The following is a 25,006-nucleotide window of genomic DNA, read 5'->3' as shown; positions in this document are numbered from 1 at the left end:
TGGTGGCTGAATAGTTACTTAGAAAATATTAATTTTTTAGCACAAAAATGGGTTGATATTGTAAATGAAAGTTACGAAAGTGATAAATCATTTTACACAGTTGATGAAGAGTCAAAAATTATTTATATTAATGTTGATGTACCAGAAATGAGAAGTGTAGTTGAAGCATTAGCTATGTATCCATCTCTATATGCAGAACAATGGAACGAAGTAGTTGTTGGAATGGGTGAAGTACCAACAATTGCTAAACAAACATTAGATGATTTGGGATTAAATTCCTGGTCTGTTGCTTATAATTACGGCGATGCTTCTGGTGACTGTTATTGGGTTTCATATTATAATGACGTATTAATTTATAATGCATATGATAAAATTGCAGAGTCTTTATAATATAAAGTAGAATGATAAATATGTAAAAAAGTTAAAAGTTTTTATGCGCTTTTTTTGGATTAGTTGTTGTCATTTTAACTGTTGTATGTTTATTAGTTTAGTATAAGAGCCATAAGGCTCTTTTTTAGGTTAAGTATATATTCACACAATCTAGGCAATTAACATACAATATCATATCTTTTGCGAACGAAGTGATTGATGTGAAAATGTCAAGCTTGGATAAATTTATGTGTGGCGTCTCTGCTTTGTTATTCTTAGCTTTAACTTTAGTTTGTTTATTCTATACGTCAGATACGAAAACATTTGATCACGATCAGTTGGAGCAATTGAAAACACATCTTGAAGAAAAAAATTATGATTGGAATGAAATCCTAGAATAGAATCTAGGATTTTTTTATTTGTCGCACTTAATATTACAATCTGCAAATAAAAAGGAAATAAACGGTGATTAACGTAAGTTAAAATGAGGTGATACTCATGAAAAAGCAAATAATCATTATTGGATTAGCTTCGTTAATCATGATGACGATTTTTTATTTGAATCCATCTCCTTCTTCTGTTGATTCAGTTTCATTAGATCGTTATGTAGAAAATGAACGCGAAGTCACTGAAATAGAAGAGATAGAAAACGTTGAAGAACAGGTCAACCATTATATTGTGGATGTTAAAGGTCAAGTTAAATTTCCAGGTGTGTATGAGGTTGAAGAGCATTTAAGAGTTCATGATGTGATTCAATTAGCTGGAGGCTTTTTAGAGATGGCTAATGAAACAGCCATTAATTTAGCACAAAAAATTAGTGATGAAATGGTCATCTATGTTCCACATCTAGATGAAGAAATAAATAATACTTCAACTGATGCATGGAGTCCTTCGCAAGACGAGAAAAAAGTCTCTCTTAATCAAGCAACTACAGGAGAACTTGAAACATTACCCGGAATTGGTCCCTCTAAAGCAGCAGCTATTATTAAATATCGGGAGGAAGTTGGCGCGTTTCAATCGATTGATGAGTTAACGAATGTGAGTGGAATTGGAGAAAAGACATTAGAAAAGTTGCGTGATTCGCTTGACCTTTAAATTTCGGCAACATGTGATTTATATTGTTTTAAGTATCATTGTCGGATTACTCATAAAGGAGGGCGTTTTTGTCCTACTTTTAATGGGTTTTGTCTACTTTAAACGATTTCCTAAGACATACTGGATTTATTTCCTTATCAGTCTCATATCTATGATTTACATTGATGTTGCGTTAACATCCGTCCAGGTCAAAAGTGATGATTTAATCTATATAGATAAAGCAAAAGTAATAGAAGTGAAAAAGCAAAATGAAGAAAAGCAAATAGCTAAAGTACAAACAGAAGCGGGTCTTTATTATTTAACACTTACCAACTCAACGCCACGATTAATGCCAGGTGATTGGATCGACGTCAATACGGAAGTCTCAGAAATCACTAATCCGACGGTTCCTCATGCCTTTAACTTTAAACAATATCTACAATCTAATGGAATGAAAGGAACCATTTATCTGTCTTCAACACGAGTGATTGATCAAGAGTGGTCGGTTAGAGCCTATCAGTTTGAATTGGTCAATTGGATCAAAGAACATTATCCCCCTTTAACAGCTACTTATCTTCAATCTTGGTTTTTAGGAGTCCGAAATGACTTATCTGAAGACATCAGTGACAGTTATGCGACCCTTGGCATTATTCATTTGTTTGCGGTCAGTGGATTACATGTTGGGTTATTAGCAGGGATTGTCAGTTATCTGCTCAAGCGTTTGGGAGTGATACAAGAATTAGCCGATTTAATGGTAGTGACGTTACTTTTTTGTTTCATGATGATTAGTGGAGCAAGTCCATCGATTGTCAGAGCAGCCAGTATGGCAATTCTAGCAAAGATTAATTCAAGATTTAAATGGAATCTTTCTTCACTCGATATTTTCTCTATCGTCTTTTTAATCAATTTCGTTGCTTTTCCACTACAAGTGTATCAAATCGGTTTTATTTATTCTTACTGGTTAACGTTTTGTTTAATTATATGCCAGTCATTTATTAACCCCCTTTCACCCAAGGTCACTTTTTTTATCATCCCCTTTTTAGCTCAACTTGCCATCTTACCGATTCAAATATCGCAAGATTATTCTATTAATCTGTTAAGTTACGTGTCTAATTTAGTTTTAATTCCAGTTGTGACGACTCTTTTGATTCCTTGTTTATTGATAACGTTATTGATTCAACCATTCGCTTTTATCACAGAGAAAATTCTAAGTGTCTTTGAACAGGTCATTCTCGTAGCGGGAAAGTCCTTGAATCTTCGTTGGGTGATTGGGAGTCTTAATTTATCAATGGTCATTTTAATGATTTTATTGCTCTTTTTAGCAGGTTGGTTCGTTGAAAAAAATAGTCAGTCTAAAAAATGGATGATTGTTTTGGTGTCAACCTTTGTTCTTTTAGAGATAGTCAGAGGTGCCAAACCGACAAGTAAAGTTACCTTTTTAGATGTTGGACAAGGCGACAGTACGATTATTCAGTCTCCCTATCAACGTTGTACGATTGTTGTTGACACAGGAGGAAAAGTTTCGTTCATAGGTGAGAAGACTTCCATTTTTAATCAAACATTAGAGCCGTATTTGTTAGGGGAAGGGATTAGAGCGATTGATTATTTAATCTTATCTCATGGTGATGTTGATCACATTGGAGAAGCTACTTCATTAATGGAAACGTTCAATGTTAAACATTTAGTCGTCTCTAAGTATTCAGAGAGTGAACAGTTAAAGGACGTCATTAAATTAGCTAAACAATTAAATGTGAATGTTTTAACACCCAAAACGAATGATACATTAACTTGTGGAAATCAAACATTAACCTTTTTACAACCTGATGAGAAGCAAGCTAATGAAAATGATCAATCACTCGTATTGACGGTTGACATTTCTGATTTAACTGTTTTATTAACAGGAGATATAAGTACAGAAGTGGAGACAGATATTCTTTCCCAGTATCCAGGATTAAAGCTAGATGTTTATAAAGCGGCACATCATGGTTCAAAGACATCGAATTCATTATTCTTTCTAGAACAACTCGCGCCCTCTATTAGTGTCGTTTCCAGTGGGAAAAATAATCGCTATGGCCATCCTAGCCAGGAAGTTTTATCGACCTTATCCACCTTAAACATTCCAGTCCTTAATACGCAGGTCGATGGAACCATTCAATTTGAAATGGTGAATGGCGAAACCCTAATTCATCGATTTCATTAATTCTTTTATTTAAAAATTAAAAAATTAGATAATACTCTAAATATTTCGTTTTATAAAAACGGTAGCTCCATAAATCCATAAAGAAGCAATCCATCGCGTCATGATTGAAAAGAACTTACGGTCATCTTGTTTGAAGAATTTGTTTTATGTTAAAATAAGAGTGAGGTGAAGCCATGGCGATTTATACAATCCTCGGCGAACAAACGGTTTTGTGCGAGAAAAAAATTAGTGATTTATTAACGAAACATCAAATTGAGTCATTCGATGTGGTGTCCTATGACATGAAAGAAGCGACCATTCAAGAAGCACTTTTTGATTTACAAACAGTCGCCTTCTTAAGTAATAAAAAAGCGGTGATCGTTCGTAACCCATCCTTTTTAACTGGTAAGGAGGGGAAGGGTGATCCCGCACATGATTTAAATGCTTTTATAAATTTTTTAGAACATCCCGTGACAGAAAATATCCTCATTATTTATGCTCCTTATGAAAAACTCGATGAGCGTAAAAAAGTGGTGAAGATTTTAAAGAAGCAATCAGAAGTGTTTACATTTGAAACTTATTCAGAGCAATCACTCAAACAGTGGGCAGAGAAGAAGTTAAAAGCTGAAGGAATTGAATGTCATCCAAAAGCCATAGAATTATTGATTAAATTGACCCATGCTAAAATTGATGTGCTGTACCATGAAATTGAGAAGATTTATCTTTATTTCATTGATCAACCATCAAAAATTTTATCAGTAGAAGTCGTTGAGTTGTTAGTGGCCCGTCAATTAGAAGATAACGTCTTTTTACTAACAGATGCACTGGTTCAACGTAAGATTAAAGAGGCTTATCTCATCTATGAAGATTTAATGACACAAAATGAAGAGCCATTTAAGTTACTCATTTTAATTGCGAATCAATTTCGATTAATGTCTCAAGTGATTGGGCTAAGTAAACAAGGCTATCGTGAGACTGATATTGCAAAAACACTTAATGTGCATCCGTATCGTGTGAAGTTAATTCATGGACAATCCCATCGTTTTGAACAAGAGACGATTGCAAAGTATTTATATCAATTAGCGGATATTGATTATAAGATTAAATCTGGTGTACTACAAAAAGAGTTAGCACTAGAGATGTTTATCCTAAATTTATAAGATGAGCGTATTAGCTCATCTTTTTTGGTTGTCTAGAGTTGGAAGTAAAGTTTATGGATATTCTAAGTGACAAGCGTCATGATAATAAAGGCGTTGATCATGTAGAAGTGACATCGATTTGAAAAGGCTTTTGAAAATTTTTCATAATTTTAAGTCAAATTTCGATACAGGAACTCTTATTTTGTTGTATAATATTTCAGTATGAAATTTTAAATTTACCAGACAGAGGTGCCTATATGAATATTAAAAATATTGCCATTATTGCCCACGTCGATCACGGTAAAACGACGTTAGTCGATCAGTTATTACGTCAAGCGGGAACATTCCGTGAAAATGAAGCAGTAGCTGACCGTGTCATGGACTCTAACGATTTAGAGCGTGAGCGTGGAATTACGATTTTAGCGAAAAATACTGCGATTGATTATAAAGATTATCGTATTAACATTTTAGATACACCAGGACATGCTGACTTCGCGGGAGAAGTTGAACGTATTATGAACATGGTAGATGGTGTTTTATTAGTTGTTGATGCTTACGAAGGAACAATGCCTCAGACTCGTTTCGTATTAAAGAAAGCATTAGAGCAAAAATTAACACCAATCGTGGTGGTTAATAAAATTGACCGTCCAGCTGCAAGACCTGAAGAAGTTGTTGATGAAGTATTAGAATTATTCATCGAATTAGGAGCTGACGACGATCAATTAGAATTCCCTGTTGTTTATTGTTCAGCATTAAACGGAACAGCAAGCTTAAGCTCTGATCCAGCTGATCAAGAAGAAAACATGGAAGCAATCTTCGAATCAATTTTAGAAAATATTCCAGATCCAGGAATGGATCCAAATGGAACATTACAATTCCAACCAGCTTTATTAGACTATAATGATTATGTTGGACGTATTGGGATTGGACGTATCGTTCGAGGAACAATCAATGTTAACCAAATGGTTTCAATCTGTCGTTTAGATGGATCAACGCAACAATTCCGTATCACAAAATTATTTGGATTCTTAGGATTAAAGCGTGTTGAAATTGAATCAGCACAAGCTGGAGATATCGTTGCAATCGCTGGTTTACCAGATATCAACGTTGGGGAAACGGTTTGTGAAATCGGTAAAGAAGAAGCGTTACCAATCTTACACATTGATGAACCAACATTAAAAATGACATTCTCAACAAACTCTTCTCCATTCTCAGGACAAGAAGGAAAACACGTGACAGCATCTAAAATTGATGAACGTTTATACAAAGAAATTCAACGTGACGTTTCATTATTAGTTGAACGTGTTGGAACAAAAGAAGAGTGGGTTGTTTCAGGACGTGGAGAACTTCACTTATCAATCTTACTTGAAAACATGCGCCGTGAAGGATTCGAATTAGAAGTTTCTAAACCAGAAGTTATCATTCGTGAAATCGATGGTGTATTATGTGAACCATATGAGTATGTTCAAATCGAAGCACCTGAAGAACATGTTGGAAGTGTCATTGAAGCGATGGGATACCGTAAAGGTCAATTACAAAATATGATTCATAACGAAAATGGACAAGTTCGTTTAATTTATGATGTACCATCTCGTGCTTTAATCGGATTCATGACAGAATTCTTAACATTAACAAAAGGTTACGGAATTATCAACCATACATTCTCTGAATACCGCCCAATGGAAAAAGGATCAGTTGGAGAACGTAAAAATGGTGCTTTAGTTTCTATGGAAAATGGAAAAGCAACAAACTACGGTTTAATGGGATTAGAAGATCGCGGAATCATGTTCATTGAACCAGGAGCTCCTGTTTACGAAGGAATGATCGTTGGTGAAAACAACAAAGATTTAGACTTAGCAGTCAATGTTACACGTGCAAAACAATTAACAAACTGCCGTTCAGCGGGTAAAGATAATACAGTTGTATTAAAGAAACCACGTCTAATCACATTAGAGTATGCCTTAGAATATATTAATGAAGACGAATTAGTAGAAATTACTCCTACATCAGTTCGCTTACGTAAGAAAATTTTAGATACAAATGAGCGTAAAAAATTCGATAAACGTAAAAAATACGCTGATCAATAATTATTTTTTAACTCAATCGATGAAGAAAATCCTTCTTCATTGATTGGGTTTTTTTATTTTTAACTTAAGTTAGAAATAGGTTTTGAATGTGACGAAGAATTAAATTAGAAAGGCACATAGCTTTATAGAAGAGGAAAAGAGGAGTCACTAAAAATGATTTTTCATTTTAAGTGAGGATTTGTATAAATTGTCGAGCATCTCAAACAATAAGGAATGAAGCTCACCTTAAAAAATGTAAAAATTGATTAAAAAAAGGTATATTTTTGACTGATATAATATTGACAAAATCACGAATCATATTATAATAGAAGAGGTTTATTATAAGTAAACAAATTGTTTATTTATTTAATAGAAATTTGAGGTGTAATTATGATTATAGGAGAAAAAATAAGGCGCCTAAGAATGGAACTTCAATTAACTCAAGAAGAGTTAGCTGATCGTACTGAATTAACTAAAGGATATATTTCTCAAGTAGAACGTGATTTAGCTTCTCCATCCATTGCAACACTTGTTGACATTTTAGAAGCTTTAGGAACAACATTGGGTGAATTTTTCTCAGATGAAAAATCAGATGAAAAGATTGTTTTTAAACAGGACGATGTTTTTATAAAAGAAGAACCAGATTATAATATGACCATTCGTTGGATTATTCCTAATGCCCAAAAAAATGAAATGGAGCCTATCATTATTGATCTCGAACCTGGAGGGATGTCTTACGATGATGAGCCACATCACGGAGAAGAGTTCGGTTATGTTTTAAAAGGTGAGGTAGAACTTGTTTTAGGTGCCAAAAGATATAAAGTTAAAAAAGGTGAGAGCTTTTATTATAAAGCGGATGTGGATCATAAATTAAAAAACAATTCAAAAGTGCCCGCATCTGTTCTTTGGGTTGCAACACCCCCAACATTCTAGCATTATTTAAGGAGGGTCAAGTATGACTAAAGTACCATTAATTGAAATCAAAAACTTAACTAAAGAATACGATGGGGATATCGTTTTAAAAGGGATTGACTTAACCATTCATGAGAATGAGTTTGTGACATTACTTGGGCCATCTGGGTGTGGGAAAACAACATTATTACGTATTATTGGTGGATTCGATACACCAACATCGGGTGAAGTTGAATTCAACGGAAAAGATTTAATTCAAATCCCATCGTATAAGCGCGAGATTAATACGGTCTTCCAAAAATATGCCCTTTTTCCGCATTTAAATGTGTTTGATAATATCGCGTTTGGTTTACGTATGAAAAACGTCCCTGAAGCAGAGGTGACAGAACGTGTAAACCGCATGTTAAAAATGATTAAACTTACTGATTATGCCAAACGAAGTATTGATTCATTATCAGGTGGACAACAACAACGTATTGCCATTGCTCGTGCATTAGTTAATCGCCCTAAAGTTTTATTATTAGATGAGCCTCTAGGTGCATTAGATTTAAAATTACGTCAAGATATGCAATATGAATTAAAAGAGATTCAACGTGAAATGGGAATTACATTCATCTTCGTTACTCATGATCAAGAAGAAGCTTTAACCATGTCAGATACGATTGTTGTTTTAAATGATGGATTAATTCAGCAAATTGGAACACCAGTTGATATTTACAATGAACCACGTAACCGATTTGTTGCTAACTTCATTGGTGAAAGTAATATTATAAATGCAACGATGATTGAAGATTATAAAGTTGAGTTTGAAGGACATATCTTTGATTGTGTGGATCGTGGATATAATGCCAATGAATCAGTTGAAGTTGTCATTCGTCCAGAAGATTTACAAATTGTTTCGAAAGAAAACGGAGCCTTTACTGGAATCGTTGATAGTGTTATTTTTAAAGGTGTTCACTATGAAATTATTGTCATGGTAGAAGGCCGTGAATATATTGTTCACAGTACACAAAGTGCTGAAGTCGGAGTAGAAGTAGGGATGACAGTTGCACCGACAGATATTCATGTAATGGAAGTTGGTGTTTAGTTATGCATGAATCAACAAAGCGTTTAAGTTATCCATATATCATCTGGATTTCTATTATGATCATTGTTCCAATGTTACTGATTTTCTTATATAGTATCATTGATCCAAGTGATGGAAATCCGCTGGCTTTTCGTTTTACATTAGATAATTATATTAATTTTTTCAATCCAATTTATATGGCGACCTTAGCACGTTCATTATGGATTGCATTAATCTCAACTATTTTTTGTTTAATTTTGGGATATCCGTTAGCATGGGTTATTTCACAATGCTCACCTAAACGTCAATCTTCATTGCTTTTATTATTCATTATGCCAATGTGGATTAATATGTTACTTCGTACATATGCATGGATTTCAATTTTAGGGAAAAATGGAATTTTAAATTCTATTTTAGAGTTCTTTAATATTGCACCAGTTGATATTATGTATACGGAATTTGCCATTGTGTTAGGGATGGTTTATAACTTCTTGCCATTCATGGTGTTACCAATTCATACAGCACTAACAAAAGTGGATAAAAATTTAATCTATGCTGCTCGTGATTTAGGAGCAAATAATCGACAAGTATTTACACGTGTCGTTTTCCCATTAACATTACCTGGTATTATTACAGGAGTGATTATGGTATTCTTACCTGCGGTAAGTACATTCGTCATCCCACAATTATTAGGGGGCGGACAGTATATGATGATTGGTAACTTGATTGAGAAACAATTCTTATTAACAGGGAATTGGTATTTTGGATCTGCGTTATCAATGATCTTAATGATCTTTATCTTACTTTCTATCTGGTTAATGAAACGATTTGATTCAGATGGACAAGCAGGAGGTGCACTACCTTGGTAAATAAATGGTTATCTAGATTTTATTTAGCAATCATGTTCTTATTCTTATATGCACCGATTGCTGTATTAATTGTTTTCTCGTTCAATGAATCGAAATCAAGTGGGAAATGGACAGGATTCTCTTTACAATGGTATGAAGAGTTATTCCAAGATAGTCAAATGCAAACGGCTGTCTTTTATACAGTAATCGTTGCTGTTTTAGCAACTGCTATTTCAACGGTTGTTGGAACATTCACTTCAATTGGTATTTATAAGTTAACAAAAAAAACAAAAGCATTTGTTTTAAATATTAATTATCTACCAGTTATTAGTCCGGATATTGTTTTAGCCGTAGCATTAATGATGTTATTTAAGACATTTAAAATGAACTTTGGATTTACAACCATGTTATTAGCTCATATTATGTTCTGTATTCCTTACGTGGTTTTATCAGTTTTACCACGTTTATATGCGATGAATCCCAATATGGCAGAAGCAGCGATGGACTTAGGGGCAACTCCAATGCAAGCAATCCGTAAGGTTGTGATTCCTGAAATTATGCCTGGGATTATGGCAGGGGCCTTAATGGCCTTTACGATGTCTATTGATGATTTTGTTATCAGTTATTTTACTGCCGGAAATGGAGTAACAAACTTATCTATTGAGGTTTATTCAATGGCTAAACGTGGGATTCGCCCAACGGTTAATGCGCTAGCAACGATTATGGTTAGTTTAATCCTAGTTTCCGTTTTAATTTCAAATAATTTAGCAATTAGAAAGAAAAAGGAGGTATAGTCATCTCATGAAAAAAATAATGATGATGTTTGTAGCCTCAGTTGTTTTACTTTTAACAGCATGTTCAGGTGATGCTCAAGAAAAGCTTTATGTTTATAATGTTGGTGAGTATATTGATCGTGAAGTATTAAAAATGTTTGAAGAAGAGTTTAATTGTAAAGTGGTCTATGAATTATACGATTCAAATGAAACGATGTATCAAAAAATTAAAGCAGGAGGAACAAACTACGATGTAGCCTTCCCTTCTGATTACATGGTTGAAAAAATGATTAAAGAAGAGTTAGTACTTCCTTTAGATTATAGTAAGATTCCTAACTTTAAATATATTAGTGATGAATATAAAAACCTTCCATATGATCCTCAAAATCTATACACAGTTCCATATTTCTGGGGAACTGTTGGGATTTTATATGATACAACGGTAGTAGATGAACCAGTGGATTCTTGGTCGATCTTATGGGATGAAAAATATAAAGGTAATATCTTTATGTATGATAGCCAACGTGATTCATTAATGGTGGCATTAAAGTTATTAGGGTACTCGATGAATACGCAAAATGTTGAGGAATTAGAAGAAGCGAAACAACTTTTAATTGAGCAACGTCCATTAGTATATGCTTATGTAACCGACCAAGTCATTGATAATATGATTGCAGGAAATGCAGCATTAGCTGTTGTTTATTCAGGAGACGCAACCTATATCATGGATGAGAATGAAGATATGGAGTATGTGATTCCTAAAGAAGGATCTAACATGTGGGTTGATGCAATGGTTATTCCATCAACCGCTCAAAATGTTGATCTAGCTCATGAATTTATTAACTTCATGCAACGTCCTGATATTGCTCAAATGAATACAGAATATGTCATGTATTCAACACCAAATACAGAAGTATTAGCAAATGTATCTGAAGATGAATGGACACAAAATGAAGCATATAGCCCATCACAAGAATTATTAGATTCTTTACCAATGGAGACCTTCCGCGATCCGGGAGAATTCATTAAAGAGTATGACGATATTTGGACACAAGTATTGGCTGCCTCTAAACGATAAATTTAAAATCCCTAAAACAATCTGTTTTAGGGATTTTTTGGGTTCTTTGTCAAATAGTGTTGCTGATTAAATAGTGACCTATTACTATGAATGACTAAGGTGAAATCTTAGTAGCTATGCTATTAGGATTTTTCTTTTTAGTTGAGTGAACTTAAACGACAATCTTCTATGATGTTAATAATCTATTTTATGTCAGCATCACAAAACATAAAAGACATAAGTTTCATTCTTACCGGTGGAGGAGACATCGCATTTTATCCTTTCCATTGTTTTCTTCATCGTTAACATTGTAATTTGCTCTCTCTTTTTACGTCATGAAAAAAGGCATTGCTTATTCAGCAACACCCAATATTATAGAATCTGAAATTAAAAGGAATAAGCCCTATTGGGAATAGAAGCTGATTTCTGAAACAAATTAATTAGAGTTACCTCTTTTAGGGATTATAAACGCTGCATTTATTAGCTTATTATTTTGACTTTTTATGTCAGCATCAGAGAGAGTTTTTTAGATATTTTTCTTGATGCTCCAAGTAATATTGATGATTAGATAAAAGTCTTGGATCATGTGGTGAAAGTATTAGTGCTTCATTTGAATAATTAATTGCTTGCTGATAGAGGCCCAGGTAATAGCAAGCGAGTGCACCTAAATCATAAGGCGTTGCGTCCCAAGCAAATCCTTCATTAACATAACCATAACTTTTTTCTTTAATTTTTAATGCTTCATGGATAAAGTAATAAACAGCAGGCCAATCTTGTTCTAAATAAGATAACTGTGCTCTTTCAACATAAGGTTCTCTCGCATTTGGCGTTTCAGCCATCGCCAAATAAAGCCATTTTTTTGATTTAGAATAATCCTTTTTTTCTCTGTATGCCCGAGCAATAAATCTCATAGAAGCTGATCGTTCTTCATCCCAAGTAGAGTTTGGATCGTCTAAATATCGCTTTAACATATCAATTGCTTTATCCCATTCTTGGTAAAATAGATATTCTCGACCTAGATAATGTAGATTTCGATTACTATTTGGATTTTCTTCTACAGCAAGCTCTAATAATGGTAAATTTAAACTGCGATCTTTTGCTCCATCAGGATAATGATTATAAACTACACCTGTAAGGAATACTGGTTTTTCTTCTCCTTCTCCAATATATTCTACAATTTCATGTGTTGGATAAATCCAATGATAACCGTGTCTCGCATGTATTCTATTATGTGTGTATTGAACAAGTGGTTGTCCCTCTTCATTGAACGACCAATTATATAGATAAAAGCCTCTAGTCGTATCCTTTTTCCACGCCTTCTCTAAGTTTTTTCTCCAACCATATTCAATGACATCATCAACATCTGCCGAAACACAAATATCAACATCTGTAGGAATATATTCGAGACACTCATTTCGTGCAGAATCGAATCTAAATTTATCTGCTTTCGATTGATAGACAAGAGCACCCCTAGATTTAAACTTTTCTATTGTATGGTCCGTTGACCCCGTATCAAGCACAACAACTAAATCAGCTTCACTTACATGATCCATCCAACGATCTACAAATTGTTCTTCATTTTTAGCTATTGCATAGACACATACTTTATATTTATTCATTTAATTAACTCCTTTATATGAATAGTTAGTAATACCCTTAATTTAGAAATTAAAAATAGGCATATGATGGAATTAAAAAGAAAAATTATGACTGAATAAAATAAAAGATGATTTAACGTCTACGATAACCTGAAAAAAATCATGCATTTAGTTGAATGATAGTAGTGTTAATCTATTTTAAGATAGGATGAGTGTAAAACTTGTGTTAATGTATGCTAGTATATAGAGTTAAATATTCTCTTATTTTTAGTATAATATATGCAATATATTAAAAAAGGTACAATTTTGTTTGAGTAGGTAAATCATTCATTATGCCTGTAGAGAAGAGTTGAAAAAATATAGTGGTGCACTTTTCAACCTATAAATAGGTGTCATCTTTTTTAGGAATTCATAGGATGAGCAGAGAAGTATCCATTCGACTGAAGTAGGGAATGGGAACGATATAGAATTTAGAAAAATATTAAGTTCCTGTATAGCTATAAAAATGAGGAGCCTGTCTTGCCCATAGTCTAAATCGTATCGTTAATATTGTCGCTATAGGATCAGACCAGAAAACGGTTAAAATCCCCGATACATTGCCAGGTACATGATTTTTCTGTGGAGCGAATAAGGCTGAAAGTTGTATGATTAATTTAAATCATGATTTGTTTAAAAACATAAAGGCTTTTACTATGGTGGTGCGATTTATGAGTAATTACAGTGCTGCATCAGTTGAAATAAGTGGGACATAAACAGTGTCTACTAGGGAACGGTATCAGTGAGTGAAAATGTTGGAATCTCAAGTGGCACCAATAAACTAATAAAACAGATAACAATTTACTCCAATACAGTCAGTTAGCACTTAAGATCCTAGCCATTAAAATACTTGGTGGATTAGTTGGCGTAACTGTATATTTGCAAGGACAATATCAATTAGTTGCTTTGTCTAACCAAGCCTTGTTAAGGCTTGGTTCTGTTATTTATGTTCTATCGAGACATAAATAAAAAAAGGAATATCCTCTTATTATTTCCTATGATACAATAGGATTAAAATGATATTGGTTTCAGGGGGATTGCTTCATGAATGAACAGAAAAAGACATTAGAATTTCTACCATCGTATTTATTAGATATACTCTGCTTTTTAGAGCTTTTATGCTCTGATGCACCTATTCAAACGACAAGTGATGATGAGCGAATCATTTATTATTTTGAGGAATGTTTGACACAAGACGCTAGGAATGAGATTAAACGCATTCAGAAGTTAATTCCTAAGGAAGAGACCCTAACTTCACTTGTTTTTCCATTAGTTTTAGCTGATCAAGATTTTGAAAACCTTCAAGTAGCAGAACTACTAGGCAGTCCAAAGTTTTTAATTTCTATGTATAAAAAGTCAGATGATTATCAAACAGCAACTAAAGGATACAAAAAATTTGTCAAGCGTGATGCACAGTTATTGCTAAGTTCCTTAGTTAAAATTGTAGCAGAATTAGAAAAAGTAAAGTTTAAAGTGTTCTGGATAGAAGAACGTTTACCACGAATTAAGCAAAGAATTAAGCAATATGAAAAAGAAATAGGGACGAATGTATTAATTGAAATGATTAATGAACGGCTAACTGAAACATATTTAACTGATCAAAAGGTTTATTTATTAAGCTTTAATCTCAATCATTCAGTTTCACGTGTCAATGAGCATCTGATTGGTTCACTTCAGTTAGATTCAAAAATGTTTATTCATTCATTAGTTGAGCAATTATTCAAGACACTTTCAATTGAACAGGCATTAAAACCATTATATCGTTCATTAAAGAAAAATAAAGAGCTTATGATGACGTATAAAGAGGTGAAATCAACGTATAAGTCATTACTTGCATATATTGATTTTAATGTTAAATTAGCATTTATCACTTCAATTTGTTCTCATTTAAAGGTGTTGTCACAACCCTATGAGTATTTGGGGCGTTATGAGTTTGAGACGTGTAAACCAGCTGTCTTATTTTATGATTACATGAACAGTTTCCCAAAACCTCAAGGACAACAGATTGAGGATTATTTATTAAATGTTGTTCAAGCCGTTGAATTAGACTCATTTGAGCAGCGTTCAATCGCTATTTTAAAACAACAAGGATAAGAAGGTGTTTGAACAATGCCATCACCGATTGTGCACTTAGAAATTTTATATCGATTATACGAGGAGTTACAGCAACCATTAAATTCGGAACTTGTTTTAGGTGTGATTAGTCCGGATGCCATTCACATGAGAGCAGGACAAACATGGGAAGATAAAGCGACTACCCACTTTTATCATGAAGCCGATCGAAGCTATGAGGAAGCCATTTTAACGGCACGTCAGGTCATTTCAACTCACTCTCAATGTTTTTTATTAGGATATCTCATTCATATCTATACGGATTATTTATGGCGAGACCAAATTTATGCTCCATATTTTCATCGAGAAAAAGAACGAATACCTCGGACACAACTATATTCGCTTTATTATAGCGATATGGGGATAATAGATGAGCAGGTTCTTCTTAGGGCAACTTGGATTCACGAAATTAGGGATTTACTAAGTGATCCGATGGCTATAGCTGCTCATCCCTTGTTAACTGAACATGAAATTACAGCGTGGAAAGAAAAAGTGTTGTGCGCTGATTTAATCAAGGGAACGGAAGAAAAAGGCGTCCAACCATTACAGGTCCTATCTGAACTCGAGATTAAAGAATTTATGAATCGAGCTTGCCAAGAACTTAAAAGGATTTTCTTTTAAACCTAGTGCTCATCACTAGGTTTTTTTCGATGAGTTGTTCTTGCAGACACGAGGGAAGAGTGATAAACTAAAAAGGCAAAAGACAGCAAGAGGATATGACTGTCTAATTAGATGAGGTCATAAAAGTCGGAGGATTGACATTTGAAAAAATATGATGTGATTATTATTGGTGGTGGACCAGCTGGGTTATTTGCTGCTATCATGTGTGCAAATAAAAAACAGCGCATTGCTATTTTAGAAAAAAATAAATCGTGTGGTCGTAAGTTATTAATGGCGGGTGCAGGAAAATGTAATATTACACAGGCAGGTGATATTCATCATTTTTTAACGTGCTATGGAGTAAATGCCAAATTTTTAAAACATGCTCTATTGTCTTTTCAAAATGAAGACTTATTAAACTTCTTTAAAAAACGTGGATTAGAGTTTATGACAACTGAGAAGGGGAAAATTTTCCCAAAGTCGTTAAAATCTCAAGATGTATTAAATGTTTTACTTGAGGAATGTCGACGACGTTCGATTGAGATTCATTATGAATCAGCGGTTGAATCATTAGTAAAAGAAGAGGAACTATTCCATTTAGAGACAGTAAAAGGGAGTTTTGAAAGCCCGGTTGTTGTTGTTGCAACCGGTGGTTTAAGCTACCCGCATACTGGATCAACGGGTGATGGATTCGTGTGGGCGAAAACGTTTGGGCATAAAATTGTTCCAACAAAGCCAGCGTTAACCCCATTAAAAATTAAGAATTATGAACTATCTGATATGTCAGGAACATCATTTGAGGAGCTACCTTATACGTTATGGCGTGGAGGGAAAAAAATTGGAGCTTATCAAGGTGATTTCTTATTAACACATACTGGTGTATCAGGACCTGGGATTATAAATAACTCACGTTATATGCAATCAGGTGATGTCATCAAATGTAATTTCGTAGCTGCTGAATCGATTGATGAGTTTAGAAGCCAATTAACGAAAAAATTAAATAGTGGTGGAAAGACCTTGGTAAAATCAGTGATTCGAGAGTTGAATTTAACGAAACGATTTGCAGATAAGCTATTAGAATTATGTGGAATTGATGAAAGCTTAAAGTGTGCCGAACTTAATAAAGCGACTCGACAAAAGTTATTAACCACTTTAACTGAATATGAGATGGAAGTGAAAGAACTGGGAGGTTATCATGTCGCGATGGTAACGACTGGAGGAGTTTCAATAAAAGAGATTTCTCCTAAGACGATGGAATCAAAAAAAGTAAGCAACCTTTATTTCATTGGAGAAGTTTTAGATATAGATGGAGACACAGGTGGATATAATATACAAGCAGCTATGTCAACGGCCTATATTGCCTCACAAGCTATCAATAAATAACCATTAGACACTGTATTAAACAGTGTCTTTTTTCTTTAGCACTAAATGATATTCATCTGATAGTAAATTTCGTTTTACTATCAATCAATTTATAAGTTTGTTTATTGACACTGAACAGCTCTCCTTATATACTAAATAATGGACAAAGTTTGACAAAAATTTCGAAGGTATAAACTAGATAACAGTATGAACAAATAACAATTAAGGAGATAGTTAAATGAATAAAAATCGATCAATTCAAACCATTGTAGCGATTGGTATTGGAGCAGCCATTTTTGTTGTTTTATCACGATTTGCTTCTATTCCAACAGGAATTCCAAATACAAGTCTAGAAACTTCTTATGCTGTATTAGCTTTAATTGCACTGTTATATGGTCCTTTAGCGGGATTTGCAACTGGATTAATCGGGCATTTCTTAAAAGATGTTTTAATTTTTGGTTCTCCTTGGATGAGTTGGATCATTGCATCAGCTATGATTGGACTTGTCATTGGACTTATTTCTAAAAGTATTAACATTGAAGATGGAGTATTTGGGGTTAAGGAGTTAATTAAATTTAATGTTGCACAAATTGTTGCTAACATTATTGGATGGTTTATCATCGCTCCTACACTAGATGTTTTTATTTATGCAGAACCTGTAGATAAAGTTTATTCACAAGGAATTGTTGCTGGATGTGTCAATATGGTGACAATTGGGATATTAGGCTCTTTATTAGTGACAACTTATGCAAAGACACGTACAGAAAAAGGAAGTTTAACAATGGAAGACTAAAATTGAGGGATGTTTCCCTCAATTTTTTTGAAACAGTTGTAAGATTTTTCAAACATTATTCGACAAAAAATATGTTATAATATAAAAGTTGGCCATTTTTGAGATGAGTTAAAATGAGTTTTATAAAAGAGATAAAGTTGATTTTAGTTCATCTCATGATTAAAGAGAGAGAGAAAGGATGAAGCGCATGCGAAAGCCAGTTATTGAATTCGAAAATTTTAGCTTTCAATATCGAGTTCAGTCAAGCCCAACTCTTAAAAATATTAATTTAACGATTTATGAGGGCGAGAAGGTTGTCATTGTCGGTCCTTCTGGATCAGGAAAAAGTACCATTGCACACTGTATTAATGGTTTAATTCCGAATATTTATAAAGGGACTACAAGTGGGACATTTAAAATTAAAGGTCAAAATGCTTTAAAACATAACATTTTTGAACGTTCAGCTCATGTTGGAACTGTTTTGCAAAATCCTGATGATCAGTTTATTGGATTAACGGTTGGTGAAGATATTGCTTTTAAATTAGAAAATTTAGTGGTGCCTCAACAGGAGATGTTGACAACTGTTAATCAAGTCGCACATTTAGTGGATATTAATTCTCATTTAACTCATTCACCACATGAACTTTCAGGTGGACAAAAGCAACGTGTAACACTTGCGGGTGTAATGGTTGATGAGATTGATATTTTATTGTTTGATGAACCATTGGCCAGTTTAGATCCAGCTGCTGGGTTGCATACGATGACATTAATTGATGACATTCATCAAAAGACTGGAAAAACAATCGTTATCATTGAACATCGTTTAGAGGATGTTTTATATAAAAAAGTTGATCGAATTGTTGTCGTTAATCAAGGTGAAATTATTGCTGATATGACACCAAATCAACTATTAGCTTCAACATTACTTGAAGAGGTCGGCATTCGTGAGCCTCTTTATGTGACAGCCTTAAAGTATGCAGGTTGTCAAATTACTGAAGACATGAATCCACAATCGTTAGAAGAGATGAATCTTACTTCTTGTATCGAACCTGTCATGACGTGGTTTAATGAATCTCAAGGATTAACGCCATATGAGAATCAAGAGGTAGCCTTGGAATTTAAAGATGTCACATTTGGCTATCAGGTAAATCTGCCAATTCTTAAAAATATGTCATTTAAAATTCATCAAGGTGAAATGGTAAGCATTGTTGGTAAAAACGGTGCTGGTAAATCAACCATTTCAAAACTTATTAGCGGCTTTTATAAACCGACATCAGGGACGATTGAATTTAAAGGTGTTGATTTATCATCACATACGATCAAAGAACGTGCTGAAAAAATTGGATTAGTCATGCAAAATCCAAACCAGATGATTTCAAAAACAATGATCTTTGATGAAGTCGCATTTGGCCTGCGAGTTCGTGGAATTGAGGAAGAGGAAGTGAAACGTCGTGTTCATGAGACTCTAACCATTTGTGGACTTTATCCTTTCCGTAATTGGCCTATTTCTGCTTTAAGTTTTGGACAGAAAAAACGAGTGACGATTGCTTCTATTTTAGTTTTAAATCCTGAAATTCTAATTTTGGATGAGCCGACAGCGGGACAAGATTTAAAGCATTATACAGAAATTATGGAGTTTTTAAAGTCATTAAATGAGCGTGGAATTACCATTTTGATGATCACACATGATATGCATTTAATGCTTGAGTATACAACACGTGCATTAGTGATTACAAATGGTGAGGTTATTGGCGATGACTCGACGTGGAATGTTTTAACAAATCATGAGTTAATTGAAAAAGCTCATTTGAAGAAAACTTCATTATATGATTTAGCTAATAAAATTGGAGATTTATCTCCAGTTGACTTTGTTTGTAAATTTATTGCAAGTGATAAGGTGGTGAGAACTTAGTGAGTACAAAGTTATTAGCTTATATTGATATCGATTCGCCGATTCATCGTTTAACAGGAAGTACGAAATTGATTTGTTTTTTACTATGGTCGATTACGGCAATGTTAAGTTATGATACCCGTGTTTTGGTGATCATGTTAATCTTGAGTTTTGTCATTTTTAAAATTTCAAAACTAGACTTTAAAGATATTGCTTTTGTGTTTTATTTCATTTTAGTCTTTTTATTAATTAATAATTTAGCTGTCTTTTTATTCGCGCCGCTAGAAGGTGTTTCCATTTATGGGACACAGCACAACTTAGTCAAGCTATTTGGACCTTATATTTTAACAAAAGAGCAATTATTTTATCAGTTTAATATGACGATTAAATATTTAACGATTATTCCGATTGGATTAATTTTCTTAGCGACAACAAATCCGAGTGAATTTGCGGCCTCTTTAAATAAGCTAGGTATTAGTTATCGAATTGCCTATTCAGTTTCAATTGCGATGCGTTATATTCCTGATATTCAACGTGATTTTATTGAGATTTCACAGGCTCAGCAAGCGCGTGGAATTGATTTATCTCATAAAGAAAAGTTAACCAAACGACTTAAAAATATGGGAGCTATTTTACTGCCACTTATCTTTACTAGTCTAGAACGTATCGAAACGATAAGTTATGCGATGGAATTACGTGCATTTGGAAAAAATAAAAAACGAACATTCTATAGTGAGCGTCCATTTGTGGTTCGTGATTGGATTGCCATTGTTAGTGTGACTGTTTGTATGATTATCTTTTTATGGATGACGTTTAATAATGGATCACGCTTTTATAATCCATTTATTTAAATAAAAAGCTGTATCAATCATGATACAGCTTTTTAATATGATGAAATTTTGGGTAAAACACCGGTTTTTTTCCAGGTATAAAATACACTTGGTTGAAAAATAGGTGTTTCTTTTGTTTTTTCTAGAAAAGTTGCAGCTTCTTCATCAGCAGTGAAGATGGCTTTAATAGCTGGACAAACTGCAAGAGCCTGATCGTAGCGATAAATATTTTCACACGGAGTATGTGGACCTGTATGCCAACGAATGAGCATAATCTCCTCTAGTGTGAGTTTAATATACTGCTGAGCAAGAATGACACTTTTTTCCCCATGTCCAAGTGGAATTTCATCCATACAGTCATACGTAAAGTAGCATTCTTTTTCGTTTTTCTGATTATATCGAAGTTTAAGCACGGGTTGAAAAATATTTGTTTTGCATAAGTCATGGAGATATCCAGCAAGATAAATACTTTCGATTGATAGCCCCAAATGAAATTTTTCGTTTTTTTCAATTAATAATTCTACGACATTATGGCTATGGATAGCTAAGCCATATGGATAGTTACAATGACCTTTAACACTAGCAGGTGCCGTGAAATAATCACTTTCTGATGTTAAGAAATAAATTAAATCACTCATGCCTTCGCGCTCGATTCGATGAAGGCGACTTAATATCGTTTGTTTTATACTCATTTTCATGTAACCCCTTTTATACTGCTTTTCTATAATATAGCTTAATTCTGTCTCTTTTTTCTAGTATATTTTGTCGAATAAATTTATGTTTTTGTTAAAATTATGTTTAAAAGATGAAAATGATATGAAAAAACCATCATCACAATTGTTGACAAAGCTCGACAGAGCGAGTAAACTGAATACAGTAGATTTGTAGGTATGGTCTATTATGATGGACCTAGAAGGAGGAGAAAAATGAACCCAAAAAAGAGTAAGGGAAATCCGTGGGCATTATTGCCATTAGGGATCTTTTTAATTTTATTCGTTGGAAGTGGAATAATGACAGGTGATTTTTATGCGATGCCTGTATTAGTTGCCTTTTTGTTAGCATCAGTTGCAGCGTTTATGTTTAATCGAAAAGAACGTTTTAATGATAAAGTAGCTATTTTCTGTAAGGGAGCAGGAAACGAAAATATTATCATGATGGTCATGATTTTTTTATTAGCAGGGGCTTTTTCTGGTGTAGCAAAAGCAATGGGTGGTGTTGATGCAACAGTAAATTTAAGTTTATCGATTTTACCACCTAATTTAGTAGTCGTTGGATTATTTATCATTGCGGGATTTATTTCAGTTTCAATGGGAACATCAGTTGGAACAATCACCGCATTAACCCCAGTTGGTCTTGGAGTTGCAGAAGCAACTGGAATTCCTGTCGCATTAGTTGTTGGAGCGATTGTTGGTGGAGGAATGTTTGGTGATAACTTATCAATCATTTCTGACACAACGATTGCTGCTGTGCGTACGCAAGGGTGTGAACTGAAAGATAAATTCAAAGTGAATTTTTTAATTGTTTTACCCGCTGCCATCCTGGCATTAATTATTTTATTTGTTATGACCTCACAATATCAAGTTGATTTAACTGCGGTTTATCAAGTAGAGTGGATGAAGGTTATTCCATATGTTGCAATTTTAGTTGGAGCCTTACTAGGAATAAATGTTTTTGTTTTACTTGGAGGCGGGATCGTATTAGCTGGGATCATCGGATTAGCGACTCACTCATTTAGTTTATTAAATTTAATTACTGCCACTTCAGATGGAATGGCTGGTATGCAAGAATTAGCAATGATTTGTATTGTAGTCGGTGGGGTATTAGAGTTAATTAAACATAATGGTGGAATTGATTATTTATTATATTTAATTAAATCTCGTATTAAATCAAAAAAAGGAGCAGAGTTTGGAATTGCGACTTTAGTTAGTGTCATTGATTTATGTACAGCTAATAATACCATTGCAATTGTAATGGCAGGTCCATTAGCTAAAGAAATCGCCGATGAATTTGATATTGATCCTCGTCGTTCAGCTAGTTTACTAGATATTTTCTCTTCATGTTGGCAAGGCCTAATTCCATATGGAGCCCAAGTATTAGGAGCTGCAGGGTTAGCCGCTATTTCTCCAATGGAAATTGTTAAATTTGTTCATTATCCGATGTTAATGGGGATATTCGGAATCCTTGCAATTATTATTGGATTCCCTAAATTGAAAAAATAATCATCTACTGTTAAGGAAGTAGAAGCATGTTAAACGGTATGGTATCTATTAAAGAGCCATGCCGTTTTATTTTTGAATAGGATGTTGAAAATTTCGCTAGAGTTTATTGCGAAAACTAAGTTAAAGAAATTAATCGTTTTAAATTAAGAAATTTGACTGTATCTGTGTAACGATCAGTTTCTTTTGTAGTCATTAATTAATCCATTGATGCTGTTCTAATCATGTATCGATAAGTAGAGATTATTGACGATTTCACTCATAATTGTAAGGTTTGTTTGCATATAATGTAAAAAAGGATGAGGAGGGGTTGAAATATGAGACGAACTCGATTGATTGAAAATCGAGAGGTCTTTTTAGCATATGTGTTAGCAAATTGTAAATTCTCAACCATTGAAGGGTTACATCGTCGATTTCCACTCGTTTGGAAACAACGGGATCAGTATAAATATTATAAGCATGTGTGTTTGGAGAGGCCCAGTTTAAAAGAAGAATATAAACTAAAATGTGCTTATTGTTTGTTTGAAGCCTCTAAAGAAGATTCAATTATTTTTAATGTTTTATTTGAAGAACTCTATAAGCAGTATGGGGCTCTTTACAAACAATTAAAAAAATATTATGGTCGTAGTAAATTAATTTCGGATACTGGGCTAGAGGTATTAATGAAGGATGAAGAATTGATCAATCAAAGTGATTTAATGGATGTATCTATTTTTGATTTTTTTCTAGAAAAATTAGAGGTTCAGTACGATGAGACAACATTTTTTAACCAATTAAAAGTCACTTATGACGGAATTCAACGAAAAATTTTAGACTTTGAACTCGACACCGATGAGCTGAATTATCAATATTTCAAGTATCAATTAACGAAACCTAATTCAATAACGTTTAAGAGAGTTAAGCACTTTTACCGGAGTTATTCTGACTATTTAGGACAAAATGTAGTCGATGTTTTAAATGATAAGCTAGAGAGGTGTTATCAGGAAGAAAAATTAAGTTCTCACATCCAGTGGATGAGAGATTTAGGATTAATTGATCAACACACGGTCTATCGGTTAACCATAACAGATGTCTACCAGTTAATGACTCTTTTATTATGTACCGATGGAGACAATCTAATTGAAGAAGAGGGAGCTAGTATTGAAATCGGAGATTTAGTTTTACCTATTTCAGAACTTGAAGCATTTGAGGAGTTGTTAAATGAATTATTACCGTATTTTGTAATGAGTCAAGTGATGAAAGAAAATCGAGAGTTCTTTTTCCGCTCTTATACGTTAAAGGATCAAATGATTTCGAAGCAGTTGGAAAAAGAAGTCGAGTTACTTAAACGCGATTTAAAATCAGTAAAAGAAACGAATAAGTTGTTAAAACTCTCCCTGAGTGAGGAAAAGTTGAATCAAGAGAAAATGTATAAACTTCAATTAAAACAGTTACGGTCTAACTTAATGACAACAATGCATGAAAAGGAACGGTTAGAAAAAGAGTTGGAGAATCTAAAAGAAAGATGTGCCCAATTAGAGTCAATAATAAAAGAGCCATCAGAAGCAGAGGAACAAGTGTACGAAATGACTTTGGAACAATCCGTGGATGTGAGTGAAATTAATAAGGCAGAAATTATGATTGTCGGAGGGGCAACACCTACGATTCAAAAATTAAAGCGAATTCTACCGAATTGTAAGTATTTTGAGGTAGATAAAAAATATAATGATCAATATTTTCAAGGCGTTAAATTCGCCATTTTGCTAACTAATATTTTAAATCATAGTATGACTAAAAAATTGGATAAGCATTGTCCCAAGGCTAAGAAAAAGTCAGTGACGGTTACAAATGTTGATTTGATTATTGAGGAAATTGTTAAGTTCATTTAAATAAAAAAAAGCTCACAGTATGGTGAGCTTTTTTCGAAGAAGAGACCTGGAAAGATGATCTCGTTTTGAAAAATTGTTTGGAATTTCGGAATGTGTGAAGTTAATTAGGGGATAACTTCACGAGTTAGGGTGGTTTGTGTCTTGCTGACTCTTATATTATGACAAAAAAAGTAACTTTTTTCAATAGTTTCTTGTCAAAAAACAAACTTTTGTTCGGTTTGTTTGGTGGGACTAATTA

Annotated in this window: 21 protein-coding genes; 19 read left to right on the top strand and 2 right to left on the bottom strand. The window is 33.7% G+C overall.

The genetic code is table 11. The annotated features are described in order from the left end of the window. The 11 genes from NEH75_RS11660 to NEH75_RS11610 all read left to right on the top strand — a co-directional run. Positions 1-390 (top strand): hypothetical protein (locus tag NEH75_RS11660; RefSeq protein WP_262948913.1); only part of this gene is annotated, 390 nt, incomplete at its 5' end. 206 nt (positions 391-596) lie between these two features. After that, entirely contained in the window at positions 597-770 is a 174-nt protein-coding gene (locus NEH75_RS11655) for a hypothetical protein (RefSeq protein ID WP_262948912.1), read from the top strand. A 97-nt stretch (positions 771-867) separates the two neighbouring features. Further along, positions 868-1,464, top strand: a complete 597-nt coding sequence (locus NEH75_RS11650) for a helix-hairpin-helix domain-containing protein (RefSeq protein ID WP_262948910.1) — start codon at positions 868-870, stop codon at positions 1,462-1,464. Continuing rightward, on the top strand, positions 1,445-3,643 hold the full coding sequence (locus NEH75_RS11645) for a DNA internalization-related competence protein ComEC/Rec2 (protein ID WP_317452427.1): 2,199 nt from the start codon (positions 1,445-1,447) through the stop codon (positions 3,641-3,643). Before NEH75_RS11650 ends, NEH75_RS11645 begins: the two co-directional genes overlap by 20 nt. A 173-nt stretch (positions 3,644-3,816) precedes the next feature. Continuing rightward, positions 3,817-4,782, top strand: a complete 966-nt coding sequence (gene holA, locus NEH75_RS11640; RefSeq protein ID WP_262948908.1) for a DNA polymerase III subunit delta — start codon at positions 3,817-3,819, stop codon at positions 4,780-4,782. A 236-nt stretch (positions 4,783-5,018) separates the two neighbouring features. Beyond that, positions 5,019-6,848: a translational GTPase TypA gene (typA, locus tag NEH75_RS11635; RefSeq protein WP_055276491.1), complete on the top strand. Its 1,830-nt coding sequence runs from the start codon at positions 5,019-5,021 to the stop codon at positions 6,846-6,848. A gap of 369 nt (positions 6,849-7,217) precedes the next feature. Continuing rightward, positions 7,218-7,760, top strand: coding sequence for a helix-turn-helix domain-containing protein (locus tag NEH75_RS11630; protein WP_055276489.1), 543 nt, complete (start codon positions 7,218-7,220; stop codon positions 7,758-7,760). 22 nt (positions 7,761-7,782) lie between these two features. Beyond that, positions 7,783-8,826, top strand: a complete 1,044-nt coding sequence (gene potA, locus NEH75_RS11625) for a spermidine/putrescine ABC transporter ATP-binding protein (RefSeq protein ID WP_262948907.1) — start codon at positions 7,783-7,785, stop codon at positions 8,824-8,826. A gap of 2 nt (positions 8,827-8,828) precedes the next feature. Then, a complete protein-coding gene (locus tag NEH75_RS11620; RefSeq protein ID WP_262948906.1) occupies positions 8,829-9,674 on the top strand; it encodes an ABC transporter permease in 846 nt (281 codons plus the stop codon). Next, positions 9,668-10,447, top strand: a complete 780-nt coding sequence (locus tag NEH75_RS11615) for an ABC transporter permease (protein ID WP_144436929.1) — start codon at positions 9,668-9,670, stop codon at positions 10,445-10,447. The genes NEH75_RS11620 and NEH75_RS11615 overlap by 7 nt, the downstream gene beginning before the upstream one ends. 7 nt (positions 10,448-10,454) lie before the next feature. Further along, entirely contained in the window at positions 10,455-11,504 is a 1,050-nt protein-coding gene (locus tag NEH75_RS11610) for an ABC transporter substrate-binding protein (protein ID WP_262948905.1), read from the top strand. A gap of 491 nt (positions 11,505-11,995) precedes the next feature. On the opposite strand, the gene NEH75_RS11605 is transcribed toward NEH75_RS11610, so the two are convergent. Then, positions 11,996-13,102, bottom strand: coding sequence for a glycosyltransferase (locus tag NEH75_RS11605; protein WP_212724197.1), 1,107 nt, complete (start codon positions 13,100-13,102; stop codon positions 11,996-11,998). A 1,059-nt stretch (positions 13,103-14,161) separates the two neighbouring features. On the opposite strand from NEH75_RS11605, the gene NEH75_RS11600 reads away from it, so the two are divergent. The 6 genes from NEH75_RS11600 to NEH75_RS11575 all read left to right on the top strand — a co-directional run bounded on the left by NEH75_RS11600 (position 14,162) and on the right by NEH75_RS11575 (position 20,705). Next, entirely contained in the window at positions 14,162-15,211 is a 1,050-nt protein-coding gene (locus NEH75_RS11600; protein WP_055304744.1) for a hypothetical protein, read from the top strand. Between the two features lie 15 nt (positions 15,212-15,226). Beyond that, positions 15,227-15,850: a zinc dependent phospholipase C family protein gene (locus NEH75_RS11595; protein ID WP_055304746.1), complete on the top strand. Its 624-nt coding sequence runs from the start codon at positions 15,227-15,229 to the stop codon at positions 15,848-15,850. A 141-nt stretch (positions 15,851-15,991) separates the two neighbouring features. After that, positions 15,992-17,212: an NAD(P)/FAD-dependent oxidoreductase gene (locus tag NEH75_RS11590; protein WP_262948904.1), complete on the top strand. Its 1,221-nt coding sequence runs from the start codon at positions 15,992-15,994 to the stop codon at positions 17,210-17,212. A gap of 217 nt (positions 17,213-17,429) precedes the next feature. After that, positions 17,430-17,984 (top strand): ECF-type riboflavin transporter substrate-binding protein, encoded by a 555-nt coding sequence (locus NEH75_RS11585; protein ID WP_055304750.1) that lies wholly within the window; start codon positions 17,430-17,432, stop codon positions 17,982-17,984. Positions 17,985-18,162: 178 nt separating this feature from the next. Next, positions 18,163-19,875, top strand: a complete 1,713-nt coding sequence (locus tag NEH75_RS11580; RefSeq protein ID WP_262941328.1) for an ABC transporter ATP-binding protein — start codon at positions 18,163-18,165, stop codon at positions 19,873-19,875. Further along, a complete protein-coding gene (locus tag NEH75_RS11575; protein ID WP_055304754.1) occupies positions 19,875-20,705 on the top strand; it encodes an energy-coupling factor transporter transmembrane component T family protein in 831 nt (276 codons plus the stop codon). The genes NEH75_RS11580 and NEH75_RS11575 overlap by 1 nt, the downstream gene beginning before the upstream one ends. 32 nt (positions 20,706-20,737) lie before the next feature. Here the strand turns inward: NEH75_RS11575 and NEH75_RS11570 are convergent, their stop codons facing one another. Continuing rightward, on the bottom strand, positions 20,738-21,376 hold the full coding sequence (locus tag NEH75_RS11570; RefSeq protein ID WP_262941329.1) for an HD domain-containing protein: 639 nt from the start codon (positions 21,374-21,376) through the stop codon (positions 20,738-20,740). Positions 21,377-21,610: 234 nt separating this feature from the next. On the opposite strand from NEH75_RS11570, the gene NEH75_RS11565 reads away from it, so the two are divergent. Further along, complete coding sequence (locus NEH75_RS11565) at positions 21,611-22,903, top strand: Na+/H+ antiporter NhaC family protein (protein WP_262941330.1); 1,293 nt, start codon at positions 21,611-21,613, stop codon at positions 22,901-22,903. A 314-nt stretch (positions 22,904-23,217) separates the two neighbouring features. Further along, positions 23,218-24,768 carry a hypothetical protein gene (locus tag NEH75_RS11560; protein ID WP_262941331.1) on the top strand — a complete coding sequence of 517 codons (1,551 nt, stop codon included), beginning with the start codon at positions 23,218-23,220 and terminating at the stop codon, positions 24,766-24,768. The last annotated feature ends 238 nt before the right edge of the window (positions 24,769-25,006 follow it).

The sequence above is a fragment of the Turicibacter sp. T129 genome, assembly GCF_025594975.1.
Taxonomy (GTDB): Bacteria; Bacillota_I; Bacilli_A; order MOL361; family Turicibacteraceae; genus Turicibacter; species Turicibacter bilis.
The sequence above is the reverse complement of the archived record's forward strand: the minus strand, read 5'-3'. Positions and strand labels throughout refer to the sequence as shown.